This is a genomic window from Streptomyces ferrugineus, from assembly GCF_015160855.1.
Classification (GTDB): domain Bacteria; phylum Actinomycetota; class Actinomycetes; order Streptomycetales; family Streptomycetaceae; genus Streptomyces; species Streptomyces ferrugineus.
On record NZ_CP063373.1, the window covers coordinates 3,103,755 to 3,124,746 of the forward strand.

At 71.7% G+C, this 20,992-nt stretch carries 18 protein-coding genes; 7 read left to right on the forward strand and 11 right to left on the reverse strand.

The window, feature by feature from the left end; genetic code table 11:
- Positions 1-3: 3 nt before the first annotated feature.
- Positions 4-2,163, reverse strand: coding sequence for a helix-hairpin-helix domain-containing protein (locus IM697_RS14195; protein ID WP_194048047.1), 2,160 nt, complete (start codon positions 2,161-2,163; stop codon positions 4-6).
- Positions 2,160-3,143 (reverse strand): aldo/keto reductase, encoded by a 984-nt coding sequence (locus tag IM697_RS14200; RefSeq protein WP_194048048.1) that lies wholly within the window; start codon positions 3,141-3,143, stop codon positions 2,160-2,162. Before IM697_RS14200 ends, IM697_RS14195 begins: the two co-directional genes overlap by 4 nt.
- Before the next feature lie 185 nt (positions 3,144-3,328).
- Here IM697_RS14200 and IM697_RS14205 point away from each other — a divergent pair, with 185 nt between their 5' ends.
- Both IM697_RS14205 and IM697_RS14210 read left to right on the forward strand, forming a co-directional pair.
- Positions 3,329-4,384: an LLM class F420-dependent oxidoreductase gene (locus IM697_RS14205; RefSeq protein ID WP_194048049.1), complete on the forward strand. Its 1,056-nt coding sequence runs from the start codon at positions 3,329-3,331 to the stop codon at positions 4,382-4,384.
- Positions 4,385-4,623: 239 nt separating this feature from the next.
- Positions 4,624-5,412, forward strand: coding sequence for a ferritin-like domain-containing protein (locus tag IM697_RS14210; RefSeq protein WP_194048050.1), 789 nt, complete (start codon positions 4,624-4,626; stop codon positions 5,410-5,412).
- Between the two features lie 48 nt (positions 5,413-5,460).
- Here IM697_RS14210 and IM697_RS14215 read toward each other — a convergent pair whose 3' ends face one another.
- Positions 5,461-6,459: a magnesium and cobalt transport protein CorA gene (locus tag IM697_RS14215; protein ID WP_194048051.1), complete on the reverse strand. Its 999-nt coding sequence runs from the start codon at positions 6,457-6,459 to the stop codon at positions 5,461-5,463.
- Between the two features lie 62 nt (positions 6,460-6,521).
- Between IM697_RS14215 and IM697_RS14220 the strand changes: the two genes are divergently transcribed.
- The 4 genes from IM697_RS14220 (at position 6,522) to mshC (ending at position 9,971) form a co-directional block, all read left to right on the forward strand.
- Positions 6,522-7,205 carry a histidine phosphatase family protein gene (locus IM697_RS14220; RefSeq protein WP_194048052.1) on the forward strand — a complete coding sequence of 228 codons (684 nt, stop codon included), beginning with the start codon at positions 6,522-6,524 and terminating at the stop codon, positions 7,203-7,205.
- Positions 7,206-7,274: 69 nt separating this feature from the next.
- On the forward strand, positions 7,275-7,865 hold the full coding sequence (locus IM697_RS14225) for a DUF3090 domain-containing protein (RefSeq protein WP_194048053.1): 591 nt from the start codon (positions 7,275-7,277) through the stop codon (positions 7,863-7,865).
- On the forward strand, positions 7,829-8,647 hold the full coding sequence (locus tag IM697_RS14230) for an SCO1664 family protein (RefSeq protein ID WP_194048054.1): 819 nt from the start codon (positions 7,829-7,831) through the stop codon (positions 8,645-8,647). The genes IM697_RS14225 and IM697_RS14230 overlap by 37 nt, the downstream gene beginning before the upstream one ends.
- A 94-nt stretch (positions 8,648-8,741) precedes the next feature.
- A complete protein-coding gene (gene mshC, locus IM697_RS14235) occupies positions 8,742-9,971 on the forward strand; it encodes a cysteine--1-D-myo-inosityl 2-amino-2-deoxy-alpha-D-glucopyranoside ligase (protein WP_194048055.1) in 1,230 nt (409 codons plus the stop codon).
- 67 nt (positions 9,972-10,038) lie between these two features.
- On the opposite strand, the gene IM697_RS14240 is transcribed toward mshC, so the two are convergent.
- Entirely contained in the window at positions 10,039-10,551 is a 513-nt protein-coding gene (locus IM697_RS14240) for a hypothetical protein (RefSeq protein WP_194048056.1), read from the reverse strand.
- Between the two features lie 68 nt (positions 10,552-10,619).
- A complete protein-coding gene (locus IM697_RS14245; protein ID WP_194048057.1) occupies positions 10,620-12,344 on the reverse strand; it encodes a S8 family peptidase in 1,725 nt (574 codons plus the stop codon).
- Between the two features lie 311 nt (positions 12,345-12,655).
- Between IM697_RS14245 and IM697_RS14250 the strand changes: the two genes are divergently transcribed.
- Positions 12,656-13,639 carry an SMP-30/gluconolactonase/LRE family protein gene (locus tag IM697_RS14250; protein ID WP_194048058.1) on the forward strand — a complete coding sequence of 328 codons (984 nt, stop codon included), beginning with the start codon at positions 12,656-12,658 and terminating at the stop codon, positions 13,637-13,639.
- Between the two features lie 54 nt (positions 13,640-13,693).
- Here IM697_RS14250 and IM697_RS14255 read toward each other — a convergent pair whose 3' ends face one another.
- The 6 genes from IM697_RS14255 to IM697_RS14280 form a co-directional block, all read right to left on the reverse strand.
- On the reverse strand, positions 13,694-14,620 hold the full coding sequence (locus IM697_RS14255) for a PAC2 family protein (RefSeq protein WP_194048059.1): 927 nt from the start codon (positions 14,618-14,620) through the stop codon (positions 13,694-13,696).
- A 195-nt stretch (positions 14,621-14,815) separates the two neighbouring features.
- Positions 14,816-15,487 (reverse strand): FadR/GntR family transcriptional regulator, encoded by a 672-nt coding sequence (locus IM697_RS14260; protein ID WP_194048060.1) that lies wholly within the window; start codon positions 15,485-15,487, stop codon positions 14,816-14,818.
- Positions 15,488-15,752: 265 nt separating this feature from the next.
- On the reverse strand, positions 15,753-17,369 hold the full coding sequence (locus tag IM697_RS14265) for a glycerol-3-phosphate dehydrogenase/oxidase (RefSeq protein ID WP_194048061.1): 1,617 nt from the start codon (positions 17,367-17,369) through the stop codon (positions 15,753-15,755).
- A 53-nt stretch (positions 17,370-17,422) separates the two neighbouring features.
- Positions 17,423-18,964, reverse strand: coding sequence for a glycerol kinase GlpK (gene glpK, locus IM697_RS14270; RefSeq protein ID WP_194048062.1), 1,542 nt, complete (start codon positions 18,962-18,964; stop codon positions 17,423-17,425).
- A 97-nt stretch (positions 18,965-19,061) separates the two neighbouring features.
- Complete coding sequence (locus tag IM697_RS14275) at positions 19,062-19,856, reverse strand: MIP/aquaporin family protein (RefSeq protein WP_194048063.1); 795 nt, start codon at positions 19,854-19,856, stop codon at positions 19,062-19,064.
- Positions 19,857-20,174: 318 nt separating this feature from the next.
- Complete coding sequence (locus tag IM697_RS14280; RefSeq protein WP_194048064.1) at positions 20,175-20,939, reverse strand: IclR family transcriptional regulator; 765 nt, start codon at positions 20,937-20,939, stop codon at positions 20,175-20,177.
- Positions 20,940-20,992 lie beyond the last annotated feature (53 nt).

Below are 20,992 nucleotides of genomic sequence, written 5' to 3' on the forward strand. Positions count from 1 at the left end.
CGGTCAGCCCGCCGACGGCACCTGCGTACCGAGCAGGACGGGCAGGCGGGTCGTGCGCGGCTTCGGCGGGATCTCGGCGACCGCTCGGGGCAGCGCCTGCTCCACGCCGTGGACCACGGACAGATGACGCTCCGCCCGTCCGAACGCCGTGTACACCCACGGTCTGCTCAACGCCTGCGCGGAGTCGCCCGGCAGCACCACGACCACCGCCGGCCACCGGCCGCCCGCCGCCTGGTGGGCGGTCAGGGCCCAGCCGTGCCGCACGGACCGCTCCACCCGCTCCTTCTCCACGACCACCTGCGCACCCGCACAGGACAGGTGCAGTCCCTCGGCGTCGGCCCGCACCACCTGGCCGCAGACCGTGCGGCCCGGTGCGGGGGAGTACGCGACGCGGTCACCGGGGTCGAAGCCGCCGAAGCGGCCGGGACCGGGGTTGAGCCGCTCCTTGAGCGCGGCGTTGAGCGCGCGCGTGCCCGCCGCGCCTCCGTGGCCCGGCGTGATCACCTGCGTCTCCTCGGCCGGCACCCCGATCGCCCGCGGCACCGAGTCCGCGACGAGCTGCACGGTGCGGTGCACGGCCTCGCCCGCGTCCCGCACGGGCACGATCACGACCTCCTTGCCGGGCGCCTCGACCTGGTTCAGCTCGCCGATGCCGACACCGGACAGCAGCTCGCCCAGTGGGCCGGGGTCCGGTCGCCGCGAGGCGATCTGCGGGCAGACCCGCGCCGCCAGCAGATCGGCGAACACCCGCCCCGGCCCCGCCGACCACAGCACGCCCGGATCCCCGGCCAGCACCAGCCGAGCCCCGTCCGGCAGCGACTCGGTGAGCAGCGCGGCCGTCTCGACGTCCAGCTGCGGCGCGTCCAGCACCACGAGCAGATCGAGGTCCAACGCCCCTTCCGCATCCCGCCCGGGGCCCTCGGCACCGGAGAGCAGGCCGGCCACGGTGGCGACGCCGGGCGCGTCGGCCGCCGCCGGGGCGAGCAGCGCCGAGAACCGCTCCCGGCCCAGCGGGCTGTGCGTCGCCGCCCAGGCCCGCAGCCCCAGAGCCCGCGCCGCGCCCAGCAGCGCCGCCGGTTCGGCGCGGGACGCCTCCCCGCCGGTGTGCAGGACCAGGCCGCCGGCCGCGACCGCGCGGATCAGGTCGGCGGCGGAGCCCGCGCCGGCCGCCGCCCGCTCCCACTCCTCGGCCGAACCGTCCTGCTTCGGCACCGAGTTGATCAGACGGGCCAGTCCGTCGGCGAGGCTCTCCTCCGCGAGGGCGTACCGCTCCAGACCGACGAGGACCCGGACGGGCCGCTCCTCCTCGCCGTCCTCGTCCCGCGCCGCCTCCTCGTCCCGCCGGGCCGGGGCGCCGGGCTCGTCCAGGGCGTCCTGGAAGGCCAGGGCCTCGCCCTCGGCCAGGGTGTGCTGCACGGCCGCATCGGCGTCGGGCACGCCCCGCCGGTCCAGCGCGGCGGTGAGCGCCGGTATCTCCAGGGCCGTGTGCCCGGCCAACGCCGCCTGCTCCAGGAGCCAGACGGTGACCGCACGCCCGCGCCGCTCGTCATCCGGTCCGCACTGGGCGCCGAGCAGCGCCCGCGCGAACCCGTCGGCCTGCTCGGGCCGTACGCCGCCGACCCGCAGCAACTGCCAGGGGTCCGCCCGGAGCTGGTCGGCCGCCGTCTCGCCGAGCACCGCGGCGGCCTGTGCGGCGAGCGCCTCCGGGGCGCCGCCGTCGGCCAGCACACGCCGTACCGACTCGACGGTCTCCGGCGCGGGGGCCGAGGGCGCGTCGGACGCCGGCGTCGGCTGCGGCCGGCGTACCGGTTCCGGGGCGGGGCGGCGCGGGGGCTCCGGCTCGCTGAAGACGGCGGCCGCGGGCTTCGCGCCGCTCTCCACGGCCCGTACGGCCGCGAGCAGATCGGCCGCCTGCCCGCTGAGCTTGGCCCCGCTGTCGATGGGCCCCTGCCTCTCGGCCTTGCGCCGCTCGATCCGCTCCCGCTCGATCCGCTGAGCGGCGAGCTCGGCCTCGGCCTCCGACCGCCGCGCCGCGTCGTCGCCGTCCTCGGCCGGATCCGCGCCCGCACCTTCCGGGGCCGAGGCGGCGCTCTCGCCCTGCGGCGCGGCACCCGGCGTCCCCGGCTCGGTGTCCTCCGTGGTCTCGGGTGGCTCCGTGCTCACAGCATGCTCCAGTCGTGATCGGGATAGCGGTGCACGGGCGCCGACACGTCGTCGAGCGCCCGGCAGATCTCGTCAGGAAGACTAAGGGCCTCCACTGACAACGCCGCCGTGAGCTGCTGTGCGTTGCGCGCGCCTATGACCGGCGCGGTCACTCCGGGCCGGTCGCGGACCCAGGCGAGGGCGACCTGGAGCGGGGAGACGGCCAGCCCGTCGGCCGCCGTCTGCACGGCGTCCACGATGCGGCTCGCCGTGTCGTCGAGGTACGGCGCGACGAACGGCGCCAGATGCTCCGAGGCGCCGCGCGAGTCGGCCGGTGTCGCGTCGCGGTACTTGCCCGTCAGCACGCCCCGGCCGAGCGGGGAGGAGGGCAGCAGGCCGATGCCCAGGTCCAGCGCGGCCGGCAGCACCTCGCGTTCCACGCCGCGCTGCAGCAGTGAGTACTCGAGCTGGGTGCTGGCCAGCCGGGTGCGTATGCCGGGCGCCGCGAGCTGCCAGGTCGCCGCCTTGGCGAGCTGCCAGCCGCAGAAGTTGGAGACGCCCGCGTAGCGCGCGCGGCCGCTGCTGACCGCCAGGTCGAGTGCCTGGAGGGTCTCCTCCAGCGGGGTGCTGGGGTCGTAGGCGTGGATGTGCCAGACGTCGACGTACTCGGTGCCGAGCCGGGTGAGCGAGGCGTCCAGCGCGGAGAGCAGATGGCCGCGCGAGCCGTCGAAGCGGCGGTCCGGGTCGGGGACGCTGCCCGCCTTCGTCGAGATGACCAGGTCCCGGCGCGGGACCAGCCCCTCCATGAGCCGCCCCAGCAGGTACTCGGCCTCCCCGTCGCCGTACACGTCCGCCGTGTCGACGAGGGTGCCGCCCGCCTCCCAGAACGTCTTCAAGAGGTCCGCGGCGTCGTGCTCGTCGGTGTCCCTGCCCCAGGTGAGGGTGCCGAGCCCGATCCGGGACACGCGCAGGCCGGTGCGGCCGAGATGCCTCTGCTCCATGAACGCCGAGATTACTGGCCAGAACCTGCCATGTGGGGGCCTGTGGATGAGCAGTTTGCGGGACCGTCACCGGGGATGCGGCAAGCCCGTCGCGCGACGCCCGCCACATCGGCCTCCCCGCCGGCCGCCGGCCGCGCTAAGGTCTGGTCCACAAGGGACGTTACTGATCGGTAAGGGGATCGGCCATGCAGCTCGGGATCAACCTCGGCTACTGGGGCGCCGGAATGGACGCGGACAACCTCGCCGTCGCGCAGGAGGCCGACCGGCTGGGCTACGCCGTGTGCTGGGCCGCCGAGGCCTACGGGTCGGACGCGGCCACCGTGCTCAGCTGGGTCGCCGCCCAGACCGAGCGCATCGACGTCGGCTCCGCCATCTTCCAGATCCCGGCCCGCCAGCCGGCCATGACCGCGATGACCGCCGCGACCCTGGACTCGCTCTCCGGCGGCCGCTTCCGGCTGGGCCTCGGCGTCTCCGGGCCGCAGGTCTCCGAGGGCTGGTACGGCGTCAAGTTCGACAAGCCGCTGGCACGCACGCGTGAGTACGTCGAGATCGTCCGCAGGGCCATGACGCGCGAGCGCCTGACCTACGAGGGGCAGCACTGGACGCTTCCGCTGCCCGGCGGCCCCGGCAAGCCGATCAAGCTGACCGTGCACCCGCAGCGTGAGCACATCCCGCTGTACATCGCCGCCATCGGCCCGAAGAACCTGGAGCAGACCGGCGAGATCGCCGACGGCGCCCTGCTGATCTTCCCCTCCGCGGACCACCTGGAGGACACCGCCGTCAAGCACCTGCGCGCCGGGCGCGAGAAGGCCGGCAAGACCCTCGACGGGTTCGACGTCTGCCCGACCCTGCCGCTGGCCGTGGGTGACGACAAGGACGTGGCCACGCTCGCCGACACCTTCCGCCCCTACACCGCGCTGTACGTCGGCGGCATGGGCAGCCCCAAGCAGAACTTCTACAACCAGCTCGCCCAGCGCATGGGTTACGAGAAGGAAGCCGCCGAGATCCAGACCAGGTACCTCTCCGGCGACAAGCAGGGCGCCGCGGCCGCCGTACCGCAGGACCTGATCGACAAGACCACGCTGCTCGGCTCCGTCGACCGTATCGCCGACCGGATGAAGGCCTACGCCGCGGCCGGGGTCACCACCCTGTCCCTGGCGCCCGCGGGCTTCACGCTCGACGAGCGGATCGCCTCGCTCCGCGCCGGCGGCGAGGCCCTGGAGCGCGCCGGGCTGGCGTGACACGAGGGCCGTACGACGGGGGAGTTCCAGCGGCCGTGGTGGGGGCTCGGGGGGTCTTCCCCGCCACGGCCGTCACGCAGATACAACGCGCGCGTGCCCACGCGGTTACGCCTCTGTCGTCACGCGGATGGTCATTCTTTTGGCGGAGTTGTCCGTCGTAGCTGTTGCGGCACCCCTCGCGCCGCATTTGACTCGTTCTTTGCGGAATCCTGCGGCGTCCTTAAGAGAGGTGCCCCACGATGCTTTCGGCGAAGAGTCTGTTCCAGGAGATCCTCGACAACGACGAGTCCTTCCGCCTGTTCTGCTCCATCGCGGCCAGCGGCGAGTCCCAGGGCGGCTGGGAGAACGCGCGTATCGCCGCGCTCGTACCCGACGGCGAGCGCGCCATGGCCCCCAAGATCACCCGGCACGGCGCGGACGAGGACAAGCACGGGCGGATCTTCAACGCCCTGCTGAAGAAGCGCGGCCTCGAACCCGCCCCCGTCCCGCACGAGACCGACTACACGATGCTCCTGGAGAAGCACGGCATCGGTCTCGCCCACGAGAAGCTCAAGGCGGACGAGCCGCTCACGGTCGAGGACATCATCACCTACCTCGCGCACAGCCGGGTCACCGAGCAGCGCGCCTCCGAACAGATGATCATGCTCCGCAAGTACTTCGGGGACCACCCCGTGATCGGCAAGGCCGTCCGGATGATCTCCGACGACGAGGACAACCACCTCGCCTACACGCACGAGGAACTGCTGCGCTTCGCGGCCGCCGGGCACGGCCGGCTGATCCAGGCCACGCTGCGCGAGTGCGCCCTCGCCGAGATCCGGATCTACCGGGACGTCAGCCTCGCCGTCATGGACCACATGGGGCGCATCCTCGGCTGGCCGCGGCCGAAGGCGGCCGTGCTCGCCGCCGGCATCCACGCCGTGTACGCCTGGGAGCGGCTCGCGGGCTGGCGGCGCATGGTGTCCCTGAAGACGCCGGAACGGCGCGACGCCCTCGGCGGACCCGCCGCCTCCGCACCCGAGTTCGCCTGACGACAACCGAGGTGACGACCACCGAGGTGACGACAACCGACGTGACGGCTACAGCCAGCCCCGGCGCTTGAACAGCCGGAACAGCAGTACCTCCAGGGCGGCCATGCCCAGGATCAGCGCCGGATACGAACCGAGCCAGTGCAGTTCCGGCATGTGCTCGAAGTTCATGCCGTAGATCCCCGCGATCATCGTGGGGACCGCGGCCATGGCCGCCCACGCGGAGATCTTCCGCATGTCGTCGTTCTGCCGGACGCTCATCTGCGCCAGATGCGCCGACAGCACGTCGGAGACCAGCCGGTCCAGGCCCTCCACGGACTCGTTCACGCGCGTGAGGTGATCGCTCACGTCGCGGAAGAAGGGCTGCGCCTTGTCGTGCACGAACGGCACCCGCGCGCCGATCAGCCCCGTGCCCGCGAGCCGGGTCAACGGCTGGGCGAGCGGGCCGGTGGCCCTGCGGAACTCCAGGATCTGCCGCTTGAAGGCGTAGATGCGCGACGCCGTGTGCCGGGAGCCGCCGCCGGTCGGCGAGAACACCTCCGCCTCCAGCTCCTCCAGGTCCCGGCCCAACTCGCCCGCCACCTCCAGATAGTGGTCCACCACCGCGTCGGCGATCGTGTACAGCACCGCCGTGGGACCGTGCCGCAGCATCTCCGGCTCGTGCTCCAGACGGTGCCGTACGACGCCCAGCGGGGCCTCCACGCCGTGCCGGACGGTCACCACGAACGAGTCGCCGATGAAGACCATGACCTCCCCGGAGGAGACGATGTCGCTCTTCGGCTCGTAGCCGACCGGCTTGAGGACCATGAACAGCGAGTCGTCGTAGACCTCCAGCTTCGGCCGCTGGTGCGCGTTCAGGGCGTCCTCCACGGCCAGCGGGTGCAGCCCGAACTCCTCCGCGACCTGATCGAACTCCTTCTCCGTGGGCTCGTACAGGCCGATCCACACGAACGCGTCGTCCTGCAGACGGCACAGATCCAGGGCGTCGGAGAAGTCCGGCGGCCCTTGTGTCCGGCGCCCGTCCCGGTAGATGGCGCAGTCGACGATCACGGAGCGTATTCTCCCGCCCCGAGCGCCCGAACGCACCCGGTCGTACGCCTACCCTGGGCGGCATGCCCACGCTGATCCTGGTCCGGCACGGACGTTCCACCGCCAACACCGAGGGGCTGCTCGCCGGCTGGACGCCCGGCGTCGCCCTCGACGAGCGCGGGACCCGGCAGGCCGCCGCACTGCCCGCCCGGCTCGCCGAACTGCCGCTCTGCGAGATCGTCACCAGCCCCCTCCAGCGCTGCCAGGAGACGATCCGGCCGCTCGTCGAGGAGCGGGGACTGACCGCGCACACCGACGAGCGGATCGGGGAGTGCGACTACGGCGACTGGTCCGGCCGCAAGCTCGCGGAACTGGGCGACGAGCCGCTGATGGAGGTCGTCCAGGCCCACCCGTCGGCGGCCGCGTTCCCCGGCGGCGAGTCGATGCGGGCGATGCAGACCCGGGCCGCGGAGGCCGTACGCGAGTGGAACGCGCGCGTGGAGCGCGATCACGGCGCCGACGCCGTGTACCTGATGTGCTCGCACGGCGATGTCATCAAGTCGCTCGTGGCGGACGCACTCGGTCTTCATCTCGACCTCTTCCAGAGGATTTCCGTCGAACCGTGTTCCATCACCGCGATCCGCTACACACGCCTGAGGCCGTTCCTCGTACGCCTCGGGGACACCGGTGACTTCGCGTCCCTCGCCCCGCGCGAGGAACCGCCGGCCGGCGACGCGACGGTCGGGGGCGGCGCGGGCGCACCGTGATCGTCGGGCGCAGTAGGGTGAAGCGGTCGAAGCAGCGCCGCACCCATCCACGACTCCAGGAGACAGGACGTGTCCCGTCAGGTGTTCCTCTACGACCCCCCGGACCGCTTCGTGGCCGGTACGGTCGGACTGCCCGGGCGCCGTACGTTCTTCCTCCAGGCCACCGCAGGCTCCCGGGTGACCAGCGTGGCCCTGGAGAAGACCCAGGTCGCCGCCCTCGCCGAGCGCATGGACGAACTGCTCGACGAGGTCGTACGGCGTAGTGGCGGCAGCGCCGCCGTCCCCGCCGTGGCGCCCACCGAGATCGCCGACTCCGACCCGCTGGACACCCCCATCGAGGAGGAGTTCCGCGTCGGCACCATGGCCCTGGCCTGGGACGGCGAGGAACAGCGCATGATCGTCGAGGCCCAGGCCCTGGTGGAGCTGGACGCCGACTCCGAGGAGGACCTCGCCGAGGCCGAGGAGCGGCTGCTCCAGGACGAGGAGAACGGGCCCCCGATGCTGCGGGTCCGGCTCACCGGCGCCCAGGCGAGGGCCTTCGCCAAGCGCGCCCTGGACGTCGTCAACGCCGGGCGGCCGCCGTGCCCGCTGTGCAGCCTCCCGCTCGACCCGGAAGGACACGTATGTCCGCGCCAGAACGGATACCGCCGCGGAGCGTGACCTCGGTGCACCTGCTCACCGAGGGCGAGCTGACCGTGCGCGGCCGCATCCGGGACGCGTCCAACGCGGCACTGTTCTGCACCGTCGCGCACCAGGGGCAGGAGGCGTCCTGCGTCTACAAGCCGGTCGCCGGTGAGCGTCCCCTGTGGGACTTCCCCGACGGGACGCTCGCCGAGCGCGAGGTCGCCGCGTACGAGGTCTCCGAGGCGACCGGCTGGGGGCTGGTGCCGCCCACCGTGCTGCGGGACGGGCCGTACGGCGAGGGCATGGTCCAGCTGTGGATCGACGCGGCCCCCGAGGCCGAGCTGCTCGCCCTGGTGGACGGCGAGGAGCCCGGACCCGGCTGGAGGGCGATCGGCCTCGCCGAGGTCGGGGAGGGCAGGACCGCGCTGCTCGTGCACGCCGACGACGAGCGGCTGCGGCGCATGGCCGTGCTGGACGCCGTGATCAACAACGCCGACCGCAAGGGCGGCCACCTGCTGCCCACCGAGGACGGCCGGCTGTACGGCATCGACCACGGTGTGACCTTCAACGCCGAGAACAAGCTGCGGACGCTGCTGTGGGGCTGGGCGGGCGAGGCGCTGACCGACGAGGCCGTCGAGGTGCTCGGCGGCCTGCGGGAGGCCCTCAAGGAGGGCGGCACACTGGCCGTGCGGCTCGCGGAGCTGATCACCACCGCCGAAGTGGCGGCCACGCGCGCGCGTGTCGATGTGTTGCTCGCCTCGGGCAGGCATCCGGAGCCGAGCGGGGAGTGGCCCGCCATTCCGTGGCCCCCCGTCTAGCAGCACAGTGGCCGCTGTCGGGCAAGCAGGCATTCCCGGCCATCCGACCCGGTCCGGTTCGTGTACGGAACATCCGTCCGGTTAGGCTCATGACATGCATGCCTGGCCCGCTTCTGAGGTCCCCGCCCTGCCCGGTCAGGGCCGCGACCTGAGGATCCACGACACCGCGACCGGCGGTCTGGTCACCCTGAACCCCGGTCCCGTCGCCCGTATCTACGTCTGTGGCATCACGCCGTACGACGCCACCCACCTGGGACACGCGGCGACCTACAACGCGTTCGACCTCGTGCAGCGCGTGTGGCTCGACACCAAGCGGCAGGTTCACTATGTCCAGAACGTCACCGACGTGGACGATCCGCTCCTGGAGCGGGCCGAGCGCGACGACATCGACTGGGCCGCCCTCGCCGAGAAGGAGACCGCCCTCTTCCGCGAGGACATGACCGCCCTGCGGATGCTGCCCCCGCAGCACTACATCGGCGCGGTCGAGGCGATACCCGGCATCGTCCCGCTCGTCGAGCGACTGCGGGACGCCGGCGCCGCGTACGAACTCGACGGCGACGTCTACTTCTCCGTCGAGTCCGACCCCAACTTCGGCAAGGTCTCCAGCCTCGACGCCGCCGCCATGCGGCTGCTGTCCGCCGAGCGCGGCGGCGACCCGGACCGCCCGGGCAAGAAGAACCCCCTCGACCCGATGCTGTGGATGGCGGCCCGGCCCGGCGAGCCCAGCTGGGACGGCGGCTCCCTCGGGCGCGGCCGGCCCGGCTGGCACATCGAGTGCGTCGCCATCGCCCTCGACCACCTCGGCATGACCTTCGACGTCCAGGGCGGCGGCTCCGACCTCGCCTTCCCGCACCATGAGATGGGCGCCTCGCACGCCCAGGTGCTGACGGGCGAGTTCCCCATGGCCAAGGCCTACGTCCACGCCGGCATGGTCGCCCTGCACGGCGAGAAGATGTCCAAGTCCAAGGGCAACCTCGTCTTCGTGTCCCGGCTGCGCCGCGACGGCGTCGACCCCGCCGCCATCCGGCTCGCCCTGCTCGCCCACCACTACCGGGCCGACTGGGAGTGGACCGACCAGGTGCTCCAGGACGCCCTCGCCCGCCTCGACCGCTGGCGCGCCGCGGTCTCCCGCCCCGACGGGCCGTCGGCCGAGGCGCTCGTCGAGGAGATCCGCGACGCCCTCGCCCACGACCTGGACGCGCCGGCCGCGCTCGCCGCGGTCGACCGCTGGGTGGCCCGCCAGAACGCCGAGGGCGGTACGGACACCGGCGCCCCCGGCGTGGTGTCCCGGGCCGTGGACGCGCTGCTGGGCGTCGCCCTGTAACGCTCCTCCGACATGGAAGGGCGCTTCCACCCCACGGGTGGAAGCGCCCCTGTCGTTCAGGTGCCGGTCAGAACCGCTGGATGCGGACGCTGCGCAGCACGTTCGGCGACTGGGTGTCCCAGATGCCGATCACCTGGTGACCGAACGCGAAGGCCTGCTGGATCTGCTGGTGGATCTGCGGGTTCGGGTTGTTGAGCACCCGGAACTGGTTGTTGATGCGCAGGAAGATCTGGTGCGGCTGGCCCTGGAGCGGGTGGACGATGTCGACGAAGCCGTTCGCCACACCGGAGGCGAGGGCCTGGGCCTGCACCTGCTGGACGACCTGCTGAACCGCCGACAGCGCGACCTGCTGGAGCTGCTGCTGCATCTGCTGCTCGACCTGCTGCTCCTGCTGCTGCGCGCCGTAGGGCTGGCCCAGCTGTTGCAGCAACTGCTGGTACGGCTGCTGCTGACCGAGCTGCTGGAGCTGCTCCAGCGACCCGCTCATGCCGTACGGCTGCTGCTGTTGGTACGGCGACGTGCTCGGGAACTGCTGGCCCTGCGGTTGTCCCATGTGACTCATCTGCGGGGTGGTGCTCATGCGGGTGTCACCTTCCCTTGATGCGATGGGCTTGCCTTGATGGGATGGGCTTGCCTTGATGGGCTGCGTCAGCCGGCGATCACCAGGCCGACGATCTCGTCGTCCGAGAACCACACTCGGACATCGGGCCGACCCCCCGCGAAGGCGGTGTGGACCGCCTGGCGGATTTCGGGGGACGGATGGTTCAGATTCCGCCAGTCGCCGGCCACGAACAGCCGGAGCCTGGGCGGAAGTTCGCGTGGATACGGCAGCAGCTCGTCCCAGTACCGCTCGGCCGGCCCGGAGCCGACCGCCTGCGGCACCAGATGGGTCACCGCCGCCTTGATGTCGGGCCGGTTGCCGATCCGCTGCGAGGCCGGCCGCCCTGGCGCGTCCTGCTGCGCGGAACCCGTCGCCCTGAGGACCGTACGCGCCCGCTCCGGGGACATCGGCGACTGGCCGGCCGCCTTGAGGATGCCCTGCAGCGCGGCCAGCGCGCCGACCACCAGCGGGGCGGCGGACGACGTGCCCGAGAACGTGTCGGTGTACCAGGCGATCTCCTCGGGCCCGCCCTGAAGGTCGCCGGGCCGGTCCCAGAAGCCGCCGGCCGTCGTCACCTCGCGCCCCCAGCCCTGCGCGTCCACCCGGGCGCCGTAGTTGGAGAACGCCAGCCGTGAGCGGTCCGGGCCGTGATCGCGGCCGTGGGTGCCGGGCGGCGGTGCGCCCGCGCCGACCAGGACCGCGCCGGAGGACGGGTTGGAGGGGTTGAACGGGTTGCGCCACGACTCGGGGAACTCGTCCGGGCGGCGCTCGTAGACGGCGTCGTCCAGTGACTCGGCGCCATTGCCGGCGGCGGCCACCACGAGGACGCCCTTGGCGGTGGCGTAGCGCACGGCGGCGTAGTCGTCCGGCCACCATTCGAGCGGGACGTAGCCACGCTGGTCGTCGCGCTCGGCGTACTCGAACCGGGGCCCCGGGCGGTGCAGTTCGATCAGCATGATGTCGCCGGGGCCCAGCCGCTCGGCCGCCGCGTGGATCGCCGCCGCCGTGCCGATGCCCTGGAACGACGCGGCCGCGGTCACCGTCTCCGGCACGACGCCGGTGACGCCGAACTCGCCCCGGTCGCCGCCGATCACGCCGATCACGGCGGTGCCGTGGTTGCGCCAGGCCAGATCGGTCAGCGGGGTGCCGACCACGACCCCGGCCAGCTTCCCGGCCAGGTCCTCGTGCCCGAGCTGCCAGGAGCCCTCGACGTCGATCACGGTCACGCCCTGACCGGCGCCGCCGGGCCGCTGCCAGGCCCAGTGCGCGTCGACGCCCTCGGGCGCCGGCCGCAGATAGCCCTGCCGGCCGCTGTAGTCGGGTGTGACGGGCGCGCCCTCCTTCAGGCGCCCGCTGCCCTCGCCGACCTGCCCGACAGTGGCCGGAACCGCGCCGGGCTTCACATACGCCGTGTCGATCCCCGGCAGCGCGGCGATACGGGCCCGCAGCTCCTCGGCCCGGCGCTCGCCACCGCGTGCCCGGTAGAACAGCGCCAGATCGGGTGCCTGTGCCAGGTCCGTGGCCTGCTGAAGTCGTTCCTCGCTGCCGAACAGCGGCTCCAGCACGAGCTGTTCGTCGCTGAGGAACATGTTGAGGGCCGACACGTCGGCGCCCGCCGCCGACCGCACGCCCTCGGCCTGGGCACGCAGCCGGGCCTCCGGACGGGCGACGACGATCAGTTCCCGCTCGGCTCCTCGGTAGGTGAATCCCGCTCCGTCGGGCCCCGGCCCGGACGCTCCCGGGCCCTGCGCCGGCTCTGCCTGGTCGGTCATCGTCTGCCGCTCCCTTCGGTCCTGGGGTTGCCAAGTACGGGTGGTGCGGCGCGCCTTCGCAGGACAACCAAGCACGCCCGGCCCGGCCCGTCCAGCCTTATTTCGCCAACTCGGTTTGAAAACAAGTTGAATTGGGCAACGTGTGCATTCCGTCCTGAAACAGATGTCACGACACAATCGGGCCAGATGCTGTCCGGCCGCTGTCGAGGGGCTGTCTCGTGCTGCGGAGGCGAGCGGCGTGTGATGGGGTGGACGAGTCAGTTGACCGTTGGACCAGCTCTCGGCCGGTCCTGTCCGCGGAAGGACGCACCGTGGCCCCCGAACACCGCTCCTTCGCACCTCGGCTCACCCGCCGCAGACTCCTCACGGCCGGCGCCGCCACCACCGGCGCCCTCCTCGTCGGATCCGCCGGCACCCCGGCCGCCGCGGCCGAAAGGACGCAGAAGACACGGCCCACCGTGATCCACCTCCCGAACGGCTTCCGCCCGGAGGGCATCACCATCGGCGGCGGACCGTACGCCTACCTCGGCTCCCTCGGCGACGGCTCGATCTACCGCGCCGACCTGCGCACCGGAGAGGGCGGCATCGTCTCGACCGGGCCCGGCACACCCTCGGTCGGCCTCAAACTCGACCACCGGGGACGCCTGTTCGTCGCCGGACGCGGCGAGGGCGCCCGCGTCGTGGACGCCCGCAGCGGAAACGTCCTCGCCTCCTACCGGCTCACGACGGCGACCCCGACCTTCGCCAACGACGTGTTCCTGACCCCGCACACGGCCTGGTTCACCGACTCCTACCAGCCCGCGCTGTACGCCCTGCCGCTCGGCCGGCACGGCGCACTGCCGGACGCTGACGAGGTCATGACGCTCACCCTGAGCGGCGACTGGAGCCAGGTCGCCGGCGAGGTCGTCAACGCCAACGGCATCACCAGCACGCCCGACGGCTCCGCCCTGCTCGTCGTGCAGTCCGGCGTCGGCGGCCTGCACCGGGTGAACCCGCGCACCGGCGTCACCCGGCTCGTCGACCTCGGCGACGCGGCCCCGCTCACCAACGGCGACGGCCTGCTGCGGATCGGCCGGACGCTGTACGTCGTGCAGAACCGGCAGAACGCGATCGACGTGTTCAGGCTCGCCGCCGACGGCCGCAGCGGCGTCTTCCAGCGCCGAATCACCGACCCGCTGTTCGACGTGCCGACCACGGTGGCCGCCCACCGGGGCCGGCTCTATCTGCCCAACGCGCGCTTCACGACGACGCCGACGCCCGAGACGACGTACGACGTGATCTCCGTGCCCGCGTGACGGCGAAAGGCGGTGCGCCCACCGCGCACCGCCCTGCCTTCGGCTCCCCGGGCCTCAGTCGTCCGACGAGTCCTCGTCGTCGTCCTTGGCACCCGGCTTCGGCGGCATCGGCGGGCGCGTACGGTCGCCGGCCGACGGGCCGCCGTCCCGGCGCCGCAGATACCGCTCGAACTCGCGGGCGATGGCCTCGCCCGACGCCTCCGGAAGCTCCGCGGTGTCCCGGGCCTCCTCCAGCGACTGGACGTACTCGGCGACCTCACTGTCCTCGGCGGCCAGCTGGTCCACGCCCACCTGCCAGGCGCGCGCGTCCTCGGGCAGCTCGCCCAGCGGGATGCGCACGTCGATCAGGTCCTCCAGCCGGTTGAGCAGGGCCAGCGTCGCCTTCGGGTTGGGCGGCTGCGACACGTAGTGCGGTACGGCCGCCCAGAGGCTGACCGCCGGCACGCCCGCGTGCGTGCACGCCTCCTGAAGGATGCCGACGATGCCCGTGGGGCCCTCGTACTTGGTCTCCTCCAGATCCATGCGGCGGGCCAGGTCCGCGTCGGACGTGGTGCCGCTGATCGGGACCGGACGCGTGTGCGGGGTGTCGCCGAGCAGGGCACCCAGGATGACCACCAGCTCCACGCCCAGTTCGTGCGCGAAGCCGAGGAGCTCGTTGCAGAACGAGCGCCAGCGCATGGAAGGCTCGATACCTCGGACGAGTACGAGATCACGCGGCTTCTCACCGCCGACCCGGACCACCGAGAGACGGGTCGTCGGCCACGTGATCTTGCGGACGCCCGCGTCCATCCACACCGTGGGGCGGTTCACTTGGAAGTCGTAGTAGTCCTCGGCGTCCAGCGCCGCGAACACCTCGCCCTTCCACTCCTTGTCCAGATGCGCGACCGCGGTGGAGGCGGCGTCGCCGGCATCGTTCCAGCCCTCGAACGCGGCCACCATGACCGGGTCGATCAGCTCGGGAACCCCCTCGAGCTCGATCACCCAGCGCCTCCTTCCGACGTGCCCTCGCCTGACGAACCAACCTTACGGCGTGCGGCGGGGGCGCCCGCAGCCCCCTTGCACGGGGGAGTGAACGGATCACTGCCCCGTTCGCCACCCCCGAACACCCTCCTGAGAGACCCGATGTCCGATCAGTACCACATGGTGGGCATGTCAGGCCGAAGCGGGATGATCCGGTCACAGGGTCGAACGCAGCCACTGCTCCACGCTCGCGATGTGCACCGTCGCCCACGAGCGCGCCGCCTCCGCGTCCCGGTCCCGCAGGGCCGCCAGGATCGCCCGGTGTTCGCGCAGGGTCCGGCTGACCGCGTCCTCCTGGGTCAGCCCCCGCCAGATCCGCGCCCGCGTGGTCGGCCCGGACAGGCCGTCGAGGAGCGAGCACAGCACCGAATTGCCGGAGCTCTGCACGATGCCCCGGTGGAACTCCAGGTCACAGGCGACGAGTTCCTCCACCGACGGATCGTCGCCGAGCTTGTCCAACTGGTTCGCCAGCGCGTCCAGTTGCTGCTCGCTGATCCGCGACGCCGCCATCGCCGTGGCCGCCGGCTCCAGGATGCGGCGCACGGCGAGGAACTCCAGCACCGTGTCGTCGCGGTGGAAGTCGACGACGAAGCTCAGCGCCTCCAGCAGCAGTTGCGGATCCAGGCTCGTGACATAGGTGCCGTCGCCCTGCCGTACGTCCAGGATCCGGATCAGCGACAGGGCGCGCACGGCCTCCCGCAGGGAGTTGCGGGACAGCCCGAGCTCGGCCGCCAGCTCGCTCTCCTTGGGGAGCCGGTCGCCGGGGCGCAGCGCACCGGAGACGATCATGCCCTTGATCTTCTCGATCGCCTCGTCGGTCACTGCCATGGCCGGCCTCCCTGTCGTTCAGGATGTCGGGCGAGACATCCGATCACTCAGACCCATTATGTGCGAGTGATCTCGTTGTGGACGAGGCGCGTGAAAGGGGCATGCGGAAGGGGCGGCTCCATCGGCGCGGAGCCGCCCCTTCCGGTGTGGCCGGCCCCGGTGCGGAAGGGGCCGCCCTCGTGCGATCCGGCCTGGTCAGGGGAGTGGCCGGACCCGGCACCGGGAGAGGCCCATCCGGCGGAAACCTCATCCGGCGCCTACGAGGTCACTTCTTGTCGAGCAGGTCCTGCACCTTCGCCCGCACGTCGTCCGAGGCCAGACCCCGGATCGTCAGCGTCGTACGGCGGCGCAGCACGTCGTCCTGCGTCTCGGCCCACTCGTTGTCCCGGGCGTAGACGACCTGGGCCCAGATCTCCGGGGCGTCCGGGTGGACGCGCTCGCCGAGCTCCGGGTTCTCGTTGGCGATCCGGGCGATGTCGAAGGCCAGCGAACCGTAGTGGGTGGCCAGGTGCCTGGCGGTGTCGGCCGCCATGCGCGGACCCGGCGCCGGGCGGTCGGTCAGCAGCCGGTGGGCGACCGCGCGCGGGTTCGCGATACCCGGCAGCGGCAGCTTCTTCGGCAGCGAGGCGATGGGCTCGAAATCGTCGCCCAGCGGGTGGCCCGGCAGCGCCTCCAGCTTCTTCATGACCGTACGGCCGATGTGCCGGAAGGTGGTCCACTTGCCGCCCGCGACGGACAGCATGCCGCCCCGGCCCTCGGTCACGACCGTCTCGCGCTTGGCCTTCGCGGTGTCACCGGGGCCGCCCGGCAGCACCCGCAGACCCGCGAACGCGTAGGTGATCAGATCCCGGTCGAGCTGCTGGTCCCGGATGGAGAACGCGGCCTCGTCCAGGATCTGGGCTATGTCCTTGTCGTTGACCGCGACATCCGCCGGGTCGCCCTCGAACTCCTCGTCCGTGGTGCCGAGCAGCAGCATGTCCTCCCAGGGCAGGGCGAACGTGATGCGGTACTTGTCGATCGGGGTCGCGAGCGCCGCCTTCCACGGCGAGGTCCGCTTCAGGACCAGGTGCGCGCCCTTCGACAGCCGGATCGACGGCGCGGCGTTCGGGTCCTCCATCCGGCGCAGGTGATCGACCCACGGCCCGGTCGCGTTCAGCACCAGGCGGGCGCTCACCCCGAACTCGTCGCCGGACAGGCGGTCCTTCAGCTCCGCTCCGGTCACCCGGCCCTTGGTGAAGCGCAGGCCGGTGACCTCGGCGTGGTTGAGCACGACCGCGCCCGCCTCGACGGCCCCGCGGACCGTCATCAGCGCCATGCGCGCGTCGTTCATCTGGTCGTCGCCGTACACGGCCACGGCCTTGAGGTTGTCGGTGCGCAGCTCGGGCACGTCCTGCGCCGCCTTGGCGGGGGACAGGAGGTGACCGACGCCGTCTCCGAACGCGGACAGTGCGGAGTAGGCGAAGACGCCCGCCCCGAGCTTCGCAGCGCCGTGCGGCCCGCCCTTGTACACGGGGAGGTAGAACGTGAGCGGGTTCGCCAGGTGGGGAGCCACCTGACGGGAGACCGCACGGCGCTCGAAGTGGTTCTCCGCCACCAGCTTCACCGCGCCGGTCTGCAGATAGCGCAGACCGCCGTGGAGCAGCTTGGAGGAGGCGGACGAGGTGGCGCCGGCGAAGTCGCCGGCGTCGACCAGAGCCACCCTGAGGCCGGACTGCGCGGCGTGCCAGGCGGTGGAGATGCCCAGGATGCCGCCGCCGATCACGAGAAGGTCGTACGACGCCTTGGCGAGCTGCTCCCGGGTCTCGGCGCGGCTCGGGCCTACGCCGAAGGCCGGGCGCGTGCCCAGGGCAGGCACGGACTGCAGGGTGGACTGACTGGTCATTTCGGGTTCTTACTCCTCATCAGAGCTCGCGGCAGAGCTTGCGTCGGCTCTTGTCAGCTCTCGTCGTCCTCGATCCAGCCCATGGTCCGGTCGACGGCCTTGAGCCAGTTCTTGTACTCACGGTCGCGGGTCTCCGCGTCCATCTGGGGGGTCCACTCGGCGGCCCGGCGCCAGTTGGCGCGCAGCTCGTCGGTGCTGGACCAGAAGCCGACGGCGAGACCGGCGGCGTAGGCGGCGCCGAGGCAGGTGGTCTCGGCGACCATCGGACGCACCACGGGGGCGTCCAGGACGTCGGAGAGCGTCTGCATCAGCAGGTTGTTGGAGGTCATGCCGCCGTCGACCTTGAGGGCCACCAGCTCGTCGCCGGAGTCCTTGACCATCGCGTCGGCGATCTCCCGGGTCTGCCAGGCGGTGGCCTCCAGGACGGCACGGGCGAGATGCGCCTTGGTGACGTACCGGGTCAGGCCGGCGATCACACCGCGGGCGTCGGAGCGCCAGTGCGGGGCGAACAGGCCGGAGAAGGCCGGCACGAAGTAGGCGCCGCCGTTGTCCTCGACCGAGAGCGCCAGCGTCTCGATCTCGGCGGCGGTGGAGATCAGGCCCATCTGGTCGCGCATCCACTGCACCAGCGAGCCGGTGACGGCGATCGAGCCCTCCAGGGCGTAGACCGTCTTCTGGTCGCCGATCTTGTAGCCGACGGTGGTCAGCAGGCCCGCGTAGGAGTTGATGATCTTGTCACCGGTGTTCATCACCATGAAGGTGCCGGTGCCGTACGTCGACTTGGTCTCGCCCTCGGTGAAGCAGGTCTGGCCGAACAGCGCCGCCTGCTGGTCGCCGAGCGCGGAGGCGACCGGGATGCCGCCGAGCAGGTCGCCCAGCTTGCCGCCCTTGATCTCGCCGTAGACCTCGGCGGAGGAGCGGATCTCGGGCAGGATCCGCAGCGGCACGCCGATGGACTCGGCGATCTTGTCGTCCCACTCCATGGTGTGCAGGTTCATCAGCATGGTGCGGGAGGCGTTGGTGACGTCGGTGACGTGCTTGCCGCCGTCGACACCGCCGGTCAGGTTCCAGATGACCCAGGTGTCCATGGTGCCGAAGAGGATGTCGCCGGCCTCGGCGCGCTCCTTGAGGCCCTCGACGTTGTCCAGCAGCCAGCGGGCCTTGGGACCGGCGAAGTAGGAGGCGAGGGGAAGGCCGGTCTCGCGGCGGAAGCGGTCCTGGCCGACGTTGCGGCCGAGCTCCTTGCAGAGCGCGTCGGTGCGGGTGTCCTGCCAGACGATGGCGTTGTGGACGGGCTCACCGGTGTTCTTGTCCCACAGCACGGTGGTCTCGCGCTGGTTGGTGATGCCGATGGCCTTGATGTCGTCGCGGGTGATGCCGGCCTTGTCGATGGCTCCGGCGACGACCTCCTGGACGTTGGTCCAGATCTCGGTGGCGTTGTGCTCGACCCAGCCGGGCTTCGGGAAGATCTGCTCGTGCTCCTTCTGGTCGACGGAGACGATACGGCCGTCGCGGTCGAAGACGATGCAGCGGGACGAGGTCGTGCCCTGGTCGATGGCTGCGATGAAGGGGCCGGCGGTGTGGGCGTCGGTCACTGTTAGCTCCTGGAAGTTCCGTGGTTATGGGGCTTTACGTACGGCGCGTGCCGAGAGTTTCGGTGCTTCTCACCCGAACGGGCGAAGCTCGCTGCTCCTAGGCGAAAGCGACGTTGTAGATGCCTGCCGCGACGGCGCCGCCGACGAGCGGACCGACCACCGGGATCCAGGCGTAGCCCCAGTCGGAGCCGCCCTTGTTGGGCAGGGGCAGGAGGGCGTGCACGATGCGCGGACCGAGGTCACGGGCCGGGTTGATCGCGTAGCCGGTCGGGCCGCCGAGGGACAGACCGATGGAGACGACGACGAGCGCGGTGATCAGGGCGCCCAGCGGGCCCAGACCGTTGCCGTTGTCGTTCAGGCCCTGGGTGAGGACCGCGAGCACCAGCACGACGGTGCCGATGATCTCCGTGAGGAGGTTCTGCACCGTGTGCCGGATCTCGGGACCGGTGGAGAAGATGCCCAGGACCGGGCCTGCGCCCTTCTCCTGGGCCTCGACGGCCTTGGCCGCCGTGGCCTGCGCGCCCGGACCGCCGACGATCTCCCGGTCGGTGAGGTGGGCCTGGAACTGGCCGTAGTAGGCGACCCAGACCAGGGTCGCGCCGATCATGGCGCCGAGGAGCTGGCCGGCGAAGTACGTCGGAACGTTGCTCCAGTCGTTGTCCTTGATCGCGAGCGCGACGGTCACGGCCGGGTTGAGGTGGGCGCCGGACAGCGGCGCCGAGGTGTACACCGCCGTGAGTACTGCGAAGCCCCACCCGAAGGCGATGGCGAGCCAGCCGGCGTTGCGGGCCTTGGAGGCCTTGAGCGTCACGGCGGCGCACACGCCGCCGCCGAGCAGGATGAGCAGGGCGGTACCGATGGTCTCGCCGATGAAGATGTCGGAGCTGGACACCCGCGACTCCTTTGTCCTTCGTCCAGGGGAAGCCGAACCCCGGGTCCCTCCGGTGGTTCGCGTTGCCCTCGGGGGTGAGAGCGATGCCGGCCCTTGGCACTGTCACACTCTAGCGCGTATTGCCGTCAGGTGTTCGACAATGCCGACCGATGGACGGGAGTCTTGCCCCGGCGTCGGGCGTGCGTCAAGAGCTCTGTCGTTGAATGCGCGATCGTTGTCGGTTGTGTTGATTTATCGACATGGCGATGAACGGGTCGGCGCATGGTGCATGGCGGAACGTCCTACGACGTCCCGCAACCGCTTTCGTCCCGTACGGGCTCAGAACCGCCCGGCGCCCAGATCCCGCGATACGGCGCGGGCACAGTCCCGCACCGCCGCGATCAGCTCGGGCCGCAGCTCGCCGTCCCGGCACAGCCGCTCCACGGCACCGGTGATGCCGACCGAGCCCACCGGCATGCGACGCCGGTCGTGAATGGGGGCGGCGACGGACGCGACGCCCTCCCAGGTCTCCTCCACATCGGCGGCGTAACCACGCGCGCGGGTCATGTCGAGGATGTGTTCGAAATCGTCGAGATCGCACACGGTGCGGTCCGTGAACGCCTTGCGGTCGGCGTCGATCGCCTCGCTGTGCGCGACCGGGTCGTACGCCGACAGGACCTTGCCCAGGGCCGTGGAGTGCAGCGGCTGCATGGCCCCGATCTCCAGCACCTGCCGGCTGTCGTCCGGGCGGAAGACGTGGTGGACGATCAGCACGCCCTGCTGGTGCAGGACACCCAGATACACGCTCTCCCCGCTGGAGCGGGCCAGGTCGTCCGTCCACACCAGGGCCCGCGCCCGCAGCTCGTGCACGTCCAGGTAGGTCGTGCCCAGGCGCAGCAGCTCGGCGCCCAGCTGATAGCGCCCGGAGGCGTCGTCCTGCTCGACGAAGCCCTCCTGCTGCAGGGTGCGCAGGATCCCGTGGGCGGTGCCCTTGGCGAGGCCCAGGGAGGAGGCGATGTCCGACAGGCCGAGGCGTCGCTCGCCGCCCGCGAGGAGCCGCAGCATCGCGGCCGCCCGTTCGAGCGACTGGATGTTCCGTGCCATCGCCGTACTGCCTCCGTCCCCTTCGATCGTCGACCCTGCGACGTCGCTGCCGC